This is a genomic window from Waterburya sp. (genome assembly GCF_058530065.1).
In genome coordinates this window covers 1-9,143 of the sequence record NZ_JBZNBU010000368.1, presented here as the reverse complement: position 1 = coordinate 9,143, position 9,143 = coordinate 1, and the positions used below count along the sequence as shown (strand labels likewise).

Here is a 9,143-nt window from a genome sequence, read left to right as displayed (position 1 = left end):
TTGACGCTGGCGTTTAGCTTCTGCTTCTTGGGTATGAAGTAAATCTTGAATTTGACCCGCCATTTTATTGATGTTAATTCCTAAATCGGCGATTTCATCTTTGCCCAAAATTGGCACTCGAACGTCAAAATTGCCTTGTCCCAATTGTTTTACTGTTTCAGCCGCTTGAATAATTGGTTGAGTTGCTCTTTCAGCAACTAGTCGAGCTATTATTACTACTAGCCCTCCAGCAATTAGCGTACCAATAGCAAATACTTGTAACAATTTTTTTTGGCTGGCGAAAGCTACCTGATTATCTACAGAAATTACCGTACTCCAACCTAGATCGGGAAATCGATCTAGGGATTTAGCACTAATATTAGCAAGAGAATTAAAATATGCTACTTTATCTTCGCCATAAAATATATTAGTATTTTCTAAATTACTTCTTCCTCCTCTAGCTGGTTTTTGTTCGAGATTGTTTGTTTGACGATTCCATTCTGTTTGCAATTCTTGGTGGAAATCAAAAAATTCAGCCAGACCTAATTTTTTATCTTTATCTGCCAGTAGTTTTTCTTGTTCTTTTGCATCAGAGGCGAGGAAAACTTGACCGTTAGCATCTAAAATATAAGCTTTACTTAATCTATCTGAGGTAAAAATATCTCCTAAGCTTTCGACCAGCATTCTAGCTCGAATGACTCCTACTAGCTCCCCAGTTTTAATATCGGTAATTGGTGCTGCCGTGTAAATAGCATAAGTTCCCGAACTACTGGATATTCTTGGTTGACCGACAAAGGCTTTTCCCGTTTTTACTGCTTCTTGAAAATATATTTTGTTTTTATGATTGCCTGCTGGTTTTCCTTCAGAATTAACCATTAATTCTCCTGTGGCATCATAAATAGCAATACTGTTATAAATGCCATAGGCATCAATATACTTATTGAGAACTTGACGTTTTTGCTCTTGAGTTGAATTAGCTCTTAGATCGGGATCGGTGAAAATAGCTAAATTAGATAATGCCTCAATATCGTTACGACGATCTCGCATAAATAAGGCGATCTCTTTAGTAATATTTTCTGATAAAGCCAGTTGAAGTTTATTTGTTTCTTGACTAACCGTATTATCTGCTAAAACGTAGGCTACGGTATTAATCCCAATACTTGAAGTTAAAGCAATTCCAATTAAAATGAAGCTAGTTTTGGCTTTAATATTCAAACTCGACCACCAAGAAACAGACGATTCTAAATTGGCTTCGGATTCGGTAGTCTGGGTATTTGTTTGTAAGTTGGCTAGAGCTTGCCTTGCTACATCGCCATAATTACCACTGGGATCTTGCTCGGAAATTTCTTGATAAATTGCGATCGCCTGTTCGATCTCCCCCTCACTTTCTAAGGTACTTGCTCGAACGATTTTGCCCACTAGATCGTCGTTATTTTCATTTTCTAGTTCAAATAGAGGATCGGACATAAGATTTTTCCTAATAGTTACAATAAAGATAAATTAAGGCAAATAAAATTAATCAAACAGTTAATAGCTCCGATTATGACTGTAACTGTTTGATTAAATCAATAGAATTTAAAATAAATGTAGATTCGTTTGTGTCCTCGAAAATAGCAGAACAACAATCACTCCAAGAATATAGCTCTTTATTATTTATTGGCTTTAGCTGTTCTGGATTGAGAGAAATAATTCCTTTTAATTTTGGCGTAACTAAAGCTAGTTTGCTATAATTGTTATTTTGATGCTGTTTGACAATTACGGCAATTAACTTTTTAGGAATATTAACCTGTTTTTTATTCAAATTAAAATAGCGATTAGTATCTAAAATCCAGAGCAAAGAACCTTTGAAGTTAATTACACCATGCCAAAAATAAGCTACTCCAGGAACAGTACAAATATCGGTCATTTCTATTTGAATTACTGCTCCCATATTCTCTAGGGGAATTGCCAAGTTTAACTTTGAAGATAGGGCAAGGCTAAAATATTCTCGGTTCATTGTTGGTGTTATAGATTTAGAGCGATCGAACTAAAAAAGACCAATATAGAATTTATTATTGGTAAATAATAACTATAGACTTAAATATGATTAATTTAGCTAGCAAATTCAGTTACCTTATCAACTAAATTTTGAGGAATGTAAGGTTTGGTAATATATTCATTTCCTCCTTGACGCATTGCCCAAAAGCGATCGAATTCTTCTGCTTTAGAACTACAAAATAAAATTGGTAAATCTTGCCATTCTGGTTTTTCTCTGATTTTGCGACAAAGATCTAAACCACTTTCTCCTGGCATAACAATATCTAATAAAATTAAGTTGGGACTAGGATTGTTACTCAACCATTCCCAAGCAGATTCAGCATCTTCTGCTACTGCTACCTGAAATCCAGCATGAGACAATAAAGCAGAACTCATTTGTCTTTCTGCATGAGTATCTTCAACAATTAAGATGGTTTTCATAATAATCAATTACTGTTTTATTATCAATTTTATAATGCCCAAAATATAGCTCAAACTATCATCAAAAGATCTATTTGACAGCTACAGCAGATGTTTCTAATATTTTTACGAGTGCAATTAATTTATTAGGGTCACAGGGTTTGGTTAAATAGTCATTTGCTCCTGCTATTTTCGCTCTAACTCGATCGATCATTCCATCTCGACCAGTTAGCATGATAATAGGGATTTCTTTGAATTTATGAGATCTTCTCAAGAGAGAGCATAAATCATAACCATTAATATCTGGCATATTAATATCCATAAAAATTATAGAAGGTTCTAGTTGAGATAAATCTTTAAGAGCCATAGTTGGATCTGATATTCCTACAACTTCATATCCAGCAGCATTTAAAGTTAGTTTCACTTGTTTTTGTACGGTTTTACTGTCATCAATACAGACAATTAAACTAGATGATTTAATATTTTCTGTATTGGATTTTTGCTCTGGTTTACTCTGATTAGAATTATTTTTAGCTTTGTTTTGAGATTTAGGATTTATTGGCTGGATTGAAGTTTCAGAAAAGGGTAATTGTTGTAAAATATTTTCTTCTATCGGTTGTTTGAGATATTTTACTAAAAAATTAGTATCTACATTGGCTTTAAAAGCTATTTCATATAAATTATTTTTAGCTACAAAAAAACTAACAAAGGTCGATAACTTTTGAGCTTCAGCTAACTTTTGAAAATCATCCTGGGTATATAATTCTTTCCAAATTTTATAAAATTTTAAAGCGTTTTTTTGCTCTAAATATAAACGGCTCGCCAAAGAATACAAATATTGTCGCATCTCTTGATAAGCTTTAATCTGTATTTTGATCGGCTTGTGAGCAATTAGCTTGTTACAGTCGAAGCCAATTATAGATTTTTTAATTCTTTTTCTAGGCTTAAATTCAATTCTAGTTTGGTTGATACTTAAAACATTAACAAAGCCTTCTCTAACAAACATAAATAAAGCTTTTTTGATTTTGTCATCGCTTAGTTGTTTGTTTGTCAGCCAATTACATACTTGCAAATATTCCGAGTTCTTCTGTAGAGAATTAACTAATTTAGGACAGTTACCACCTATTCCAAGTTGCTGCCAAAGATAATTTAATCTAGTTTGTTGCCCTGCTGAGAGACTAATATACTGAATTTTTCCTTGTAAGAAATATATCTGCCAACTAATCGAAGGGTCTTGAGGTTCTAATACTTCCATGCAACCAGACCAACTCTCTTGAGACTTGTTTTGGATTGCTTGTAAAGGATTCTGAAAACTATTGCTCATAATATTGACAGAAAAATATTAGTAATCGCAGTCAAAGCAAAAACGATGTTGAAAAACAAATAATTTAATGATGCTTTATTTAATAGTTCCCAGAAATAGTCATAAAATTTAGATTAAACCAGGAAAAGTTAAATTAGAGTTGAAAAACTACATGGCTTTAATAGTTGCAGGCGATCGCTCTGGAGTAGGTAAAACTACTATTACTTTGGCTATTTTGGCTTTTCTGACTAATCGCGGTCTAAGGGTGCAATCGTTTAAAGTCGGTCCAGACTATATCGATCCGATGTTCCATTCTGCAATAACAGGAATACCCTGCCGTAATCTAGACCCCGTATTAACTTCTGCCAATTACGTCCGAGATTGTTTTCAACGTCATGGGAGTTCAGCTGATGCTGTAGTGATAGAAGGGGTTATGGGTCTATTTGATGGTATTGTCTCCCATGATGGCGATCGCGATTTTCTAAATGATTGGGGAAGTACGGCGCATATTGCTAGAATTTTAGATCTACCCGTAGCTTTAGTATTGGACTGTTCTCGAATGTCTAGTTCGATCGCGGCGATCGCTTATGGTTATGCTCATCTAGATCCCAAAGTGAAAATTGCTGGAGTAATTCTCAACCAAGTAGCTAGCGAGCGCCATTTAGAATTATTAGAAACGGCATTAGATAGCATTAAAATGCCAATTTTAGGAGTATTTAGGCGTAATAGCTTAATGAGTATCCCAGATCGCCATCTAGGTTTAATTCCCACCAACGAACTGCCTAATATTCAAAAAACATTTAAACACTTGTCTGAGATAGCCAAACAAGCGATCGATTGGGATAAGCTTTTTCCCCTCATCTCTCAGTCCCGTCAGGGCGGGATAATATCCCCCAGTCCCCAAGTCACCCAGTCTTCAAGTCACCCAGTCCCGCCATTTGAGGGTTTATCCCCTTTAGGAGGCAAGCCGTCTTCGCGGGATAATATCCCCCAGTCAACTATAAAAATTGCGATCGCCCGCGATCCAGCCTTTAATTTCTACTACCAAGACAATTTAGACCTATTAACAGAACTAGGGGCAGAATTAATCTACTGGAGTCCCATAAACGATCAAAATATTCCTCAAAATATCCAAGGAATGTATTTTGGCGGGGGGTTTCCCGAAATCTTCGCCCAGCAGCTAGCCGAAAATAAAACTATTCTCCAACAACTAAAACAAATAATTGCTAGTGGTATTCCTACCTATGCTGAATGCGGTGGTTTGATGTATCTCTGCGAAAAACTAATCGATCTTCAGGGAAATAACTGGGAAATGGTCGGAGTAATACCTAGTACGGTAACGATGAAAGCCAAGCTAACTCTGGGTTATCGCCAAGCGATCGCCCTAAAAGATAGTTGTCTAATAAATTCTCAGCAGACAGTCACGGGAGACGAATTTCATGGTTCTCAATTGCTCGACTTACCAGACAAACCCCAATGGCAATTACAAGGCTTTCATAAATCCAGTCCTCAAACTACAGAAGGCTGGCAAATAGCTAACATACAAGCTTCTTATCTCCATCTTCATTGGGGCGAAACGACCAATTTACCTCGAAGATTTATTGATTATTGCCAGAATTATAAATCTTCGCTATATTAACCCTAGATACATAGTTATCAAATAACCATTTAGGGATATAGGAGGTGATGCCCATGACAGAACACAGTACTAACATGGGTCTCCTAGTTGATGATAGCCAGCTGCGCGCTGGGGCTGTTCTCTAAGGAGTCAGATCGAAAACTTCACTATCGAAGCAACTAGGCAGACTTGCTGGAGTTCCTTCCAGCAGTTAGGTTTCAACTAAGAGACCCTCTAGACCGCCCCTATGAGTTGTAACCAGAGCATTTTTATGTTCCCCGTTATGAACTTGTGGGGGCGGATAGTTTTTGGTTATTTTTCGGAAAAATATTAAATTATTAAATATTTAATAATAGTGCGGTCTTATTTGTTGCCGAACTAGCACAATAGATAAGTATAGACTTAATCATCGATACGCATTTCATGAAAATTGCAAACAACGTTACAGAATTAGTCGGCAGAACACCGTTAGTACAACTAAATCGCATTCCCCAAGCAGAAGGATGCGTTGCCCAGATAGTCGTCAAACTAGAAGGAATGAACCCCGCAGCTTCGGTGAAAGATCGTATTGGGGTCAATATGATTAACGTGGCGGAAACTAGCGGTCAAATCGTACCTGGTAAAACCATTTTAGTCGAACCAACATCGGGAAATACAGGAATTGCTCTAGCAATGGCAGCAGCAGCCAAAGGTTATAAGTTAATTTTGACCATGCCAGAAAGTATGAGTAAAGAAAGGAGAGCAATGCTCAAAGCTTATGGCGCGCAGCTAGAACTAACCCCTGCTAGCGAAGGTATGGGAGGTTGTATTAGAAAAGCTCAAGACATTGTGGAAAGCTTGCCCGATGCTTATATGTTGCAGCAATTCAATAACCCTGCTAACCCAGAAATCCATAAAAGTACTACGGCTGAGGAAATTTGGCAGGATACGGAAGGTAGGGTAGACATAATTATTGCAGGGGTAGGTACGGGAGGTACGATTACAGGTACAGCGGAAGTATTAAAAAGATATAACCCTAAAATTAAAGCAATAGCAGTAGAACCTACAGGCAGCCCTGTATTATCGGGAGGCAATCCTGGTTCTCATAAAATCCAAGGTATTGGGGCTGGTTTCGTCCCAGAAGTACTCAAAGTAGATTTGCTCGATGAAGTGGTTACCGTTACCGATGATGAAGCTATTAGTTTTGGTCGTCGTTTGGCAAGGGAAGAAGGCTTATTGTCTGGGATTTCTACTGGCGCAGCCCTAGCAGCAGCAATTAAAGTAGCCCAGAAACCAGAAAATAAAGACAAACTAATCGTCATGATACAGCCAAGCTTTGGCGAAAGATATCTTAGTACCCCTTTATTTGCCGATTTAGAACAGCCTGTATTTAATTAAATATTGCGATCGAGATTGAGCCGTGAATCACTATCAAACTCTTCAAGTTAATTCCCAAGCTACCCAGCAAGAGATCAAACAGGCTTACCGACGGTTGGCAAAAGAATATCATCCCGATAGCCAACCAAACAGCCAAAATTGCGATCGCATTATTGCTTTGAATGCAGCTTATGAAGTGTTGGGTAACACAAAAAGTAGGCGTTTGTACGACCGACAACAACAACTAGGTCAAACTAATGATTTTTTTGTTAGCCGACAAACCCGCAATGCAGCAGCCCAAAGACAATATCAACAAAAGAGAGCTAGTAGTAATTCTGAAATTGACTATCTGATGTGGCTGAGAGAAATTTTTCATCCTATTGATTCTTTGGTGATTAAAATTATACAGCCCCTAGAAAAAGAAATAGAAGAGTTATCTGCCGATCCTTTTGATGACGATTTGATGGACGATTTTGGCAACTATCTCGATACTTGCAATGAACTTTGGCAGCAAGCACAACAAAAGCTAACTTCTCAACCAAATCCACCACAATTAGCTAGGGTTGCTGCCGATCTTTATTATTGTCTCAATCACATTGGAGACGGAATTAAAGAATTGCAGTGGTTTACCATGAACTATAACGACCAATATCTTCATACAGGACAAGAGATATTTCGCATTGCCGAACGATTGCACAGTCAGGCTAAAGAAAACGTTAGTTCTTTTATTTAAACCAAAAAGTACTTGAGACTATACATTTGGCTAATAGGTGCGGGAATCATTTCTCCACGAAAATCTAACAATTGGACGATTACTAGATAGGCGATCGCAATTATAATCGAAATTGCCCCTGTTAATACTGCAATAAGTTTGCCTCGATCCACAGATAATTTGCTCCTACTTAATTTTTGTTCGTAATTTACCTTATTGTTTCATAAAAATAACTTTGAATATCTTTAACTTGGCAACAAATCTAATAAAATTAAACTGAACTTAAGTTACGAGACTACCTAGCAACTGCATACTAAATAATTACGCTTGATTGTATACTTTTAATGGCAATTAATCGAATGATGGAGAATTCTTTCTCCTTTACTATTAGTGCGATATGCCGTCAAAATCACTTCTCCATTTTCTGTAATTTGAACTCCCCTGGCAGGTTGAATTTTACCTTTGCTAGTTTCAATAGGTGCAGGAACAATAAAAGCAGAATCCACTTTACCGTTGATAATAATATCGCCAGAATCCAAAGGCGCATCGGGAGGTACGGCAATATTACCTTTCCCATTAATTGATAAACTGCTGTTAGCTACTGCTTCTCGGTTGGCAGAACAAGTTTGGGCGGTAATTGTTTCTGGTTCGATTACGTTGCTAGATAATTTTGCGGCACTCTCGATTAGATCGACATTCAAAATAGTCAAAGAAAAATCGCCACTCAACCCAGAGTCAGAAAAAACGTCAATATCATTAGTATTATTTCCAGGGTTGGCACGTCTAGTATTCAATCCAAATCCTAAAAGAGCCTCTGTAGTGATGTCAATATTGCCCCCAGCTCCTTCTCTAGCAGAGGTAACAATATCATTGCCGTCTCCTTCGTTAAGGTTAGGATAAGCCAATACAATGCCCGCATCAATGTCAATATCGCCTGCGTCGCCAGTTAGCCCAAATGCCCTGGCGGAAATCTGACTATTATCTCGCAAAGATAAAATATTCTCGACATTTATATCCAACAAACCACCTTCACCTAAATCTGTTTCAGCCAAAATTTGCCCATTGTTTTCCAATGCTAGAGAACCAGAATTAATAGTTAACGTTCCTCCTATTGCTAGATTATCGCTATCCACTCGCACTCTGGAATTATCTCGAATTGTCAGTAAATTGGGAGTAGTAATATTGACGCTGCCTCCGACACCCCTACCTGAAGTGGAAGCAGACACTTCACTATCGTTACTAATAGTTATATCTCCCGTAGCATTCAAATTGATACTTCCTGCCAAAACATCTCCTGGGGTGATATTAGTGTTATCAGTATTGAGTTCGTCTATGTCAAAAATGCCCAGGCTACCTGCTTCAGCATTGAAAGAATAGTAATCAAAAGTTCCGTCTCCTGATGCGGAGATAGAAACATGAGGAATTGAAGTCGAGTCTTGAATATTGGGATCTTCGTTAAGAGAAAAAGAACTATCAATGTTTTGGGCGGTATCTAGAGAATCATTTGGTTCGATCTTGGTTAACAAGCCATCTCCTCCAGAAACAGGCTGGTTTTCCAGGGAAACTTGAAGGGTATAATCTTGTCCTGATGCAATTCTATTGCCAACTATCTCCCCGTTTTCAACAAAAGAATCAAACGCACCTACACCGATAATATACGTACCATCTTCTTCAAAAGTAAATTCAATAAAAGAATTTAAACCACTAAAACTTCCTTCACCACCGCTAGTTGGATCTGA

9 protein-coding genes are annotated in these 9,143 nt (G+C 37.4%); 3 read left to right on the top strand and 6 right to left on the bottom strand.

Going from position 1 to position 9,143, the window contains the following annotated elements; genetic code table 11:
• The 4 genes from AC33VI_RS22190 to AC33VI_RS22175 all read right to left on the bottom strand — a co-directional run.
• Positions 1-1,446: cache domain-containing protein (locus tag AC33VI_RS22190; RefSeq protein WP_491784440.1), on the bottom strand; the 1,446-nt coding region annotated here is incomplete at its 3' end.
• 73 nt (positions 1,447-1,519) lie between these two features.
• On the bottom strand, positions 1,520-1,975 hold the full coding sequence (locus tag AC33VI_RS22185) for a chemotaxis protein CheW (RefSeq protein WP_491784439.1): 456 nt from the start codon (positions 1,973-1,975) through the stop codon (positions 1,520-1,522).
• A gap of 95 nt (positions 1,976-2,070) precedes the next feature.
• A complete protein-coding gene (locus AC33VI_RS22180) occupies positions 2,071-2,436 on the bottom strand; it encodes a response regulator (protein ID WP_491784438.1) in 366 nt (121 codons plus the stop codon).
• Between the two features lie 70 nt (positions 2,437-2,506).
• Positions 2,507-3,739, bottom strand: coding sequence for a response regulator (locus AC33VI_RS22175; RefSeq protein ID WP_491784437.1), 1,233 nt, complete (start codon positions 3,737-3,739; stop codon positions 2,507-2,509).
• 151 nt (positions 3,740-3,890) lie between these two features.
• Here AC33VI_RS22175 and AC33VI_RS22170 point away from each other — a divergent pair, with 151 nt between their 5' ends.
• From AC33VI_RS22170 to AC33VI_RS22160, 3 genes are all read left to right on the top strand, one after another.
• Complete coding sequence (locus tag AC33VI_RS22170; RefSeq protein ID WP_491784436.1) at positions 3,891-5,357, top strand: cobyrinic acid a,c-diamide synthase CobB; 1,467 nt, start codon at positions 3,891-3,893, stop codon at positions 5,355-5,357.
• A 402-nt stretch (positions 5,358-5,759) separates the two neighbouring features.
• Positions 5,760-6,713 carry a cysteine synthase A gene (gene cysK / locus AC33VI_RS22165; RefSeq protein WP_491784435.1) on the top strand — a complete coding sequence of 318 codons (954 nt, stop codon included), beginning with the start codon at positions 5,760-5,762 and terminating at the stop codon, positions 6,711-6,713.
• A 22-nt stretch (positions 6,714-6,735) separates the two neighbouring features.
• Positions 6,736-7,425, top strand: a complete 690-nt coding sequence (locus tag AC33VI_RS22160; protein ID WP_491784434.1) for a J domain-containing protein — start codon at positions 6,736-6,738, stop codon at positions 7,423-7,425.
• On the opposite strand, the gene AC33VI_RS22155 is transcribed toward AC33VI_RS22160, so the two are convergent.
• Both AC33VI_RS22155 and AC33VI_RS22150 read right to left on the bottom strand, forming a co-directional pair.
• Positions 7,422-7,577, bottom strand: a complete 156-nt coding sequence (locus tag AC33VI_RS22155; RefSeq protein ID WP_491784433.1) for a hypothetical protein — start codon at positions 7,575-7,577, stop codon at positions 7,422-7,424. The two genes, AC33VI_RS22160 and AC33VI_RS22155, sit on opposite strands and share 4 nt — an antisense overlap.
• A 168-nt stretch (positions 7,578-7,745) precedes the next feature.
• Positions 7,746-9,143 (bottom strand): autotransporter outer membrane beta-barrel domain-containing protein (locus AC33VI_RS22150; protein WP_491784432.1); only part of this gene is annotated, 1,398 nt, incomplete at its 5' end.

Bases quoted from the DNA above. Each gene is read 5' to 3' on its own strand.
- AC33VI_RS22185 (WP_491784439.1), bottom strand. From the start codon at position 1,975: ATGAACCGAGAATATTTTAGCCTTGCCCTATCTTCAAAGTTAAACTTG.
- AC33VI_RS22180 (WP_491784438.1), bottom strand. From the start codon at position 2,436: ATGAAAACCATCTTAATTGTTGAAGATACTCATGCAGAAAGACAAATG.
- AC33VI_RS22175 (WP_491784437.1), bottom strand. From the start codon at position 3,739: ATGAGCAATAGTTTTCAGAATCCTTTACAAGCAATCCAAAACAAGTCT.
- AC33VI_RS22170 (WP_491784436.1), top strand. From the start codon at position 3,891: ATGGCTTTAATAGTTGCAGGCGATCGCTCTGGAGTAGGTAAAACTACT.
- cysK (WP_491784435.1), top strand. From the start codon at position 5,760: ATGAAAATTGCAAACAACGTTACAGAATTAGTCGGCAGAACACCGTTA.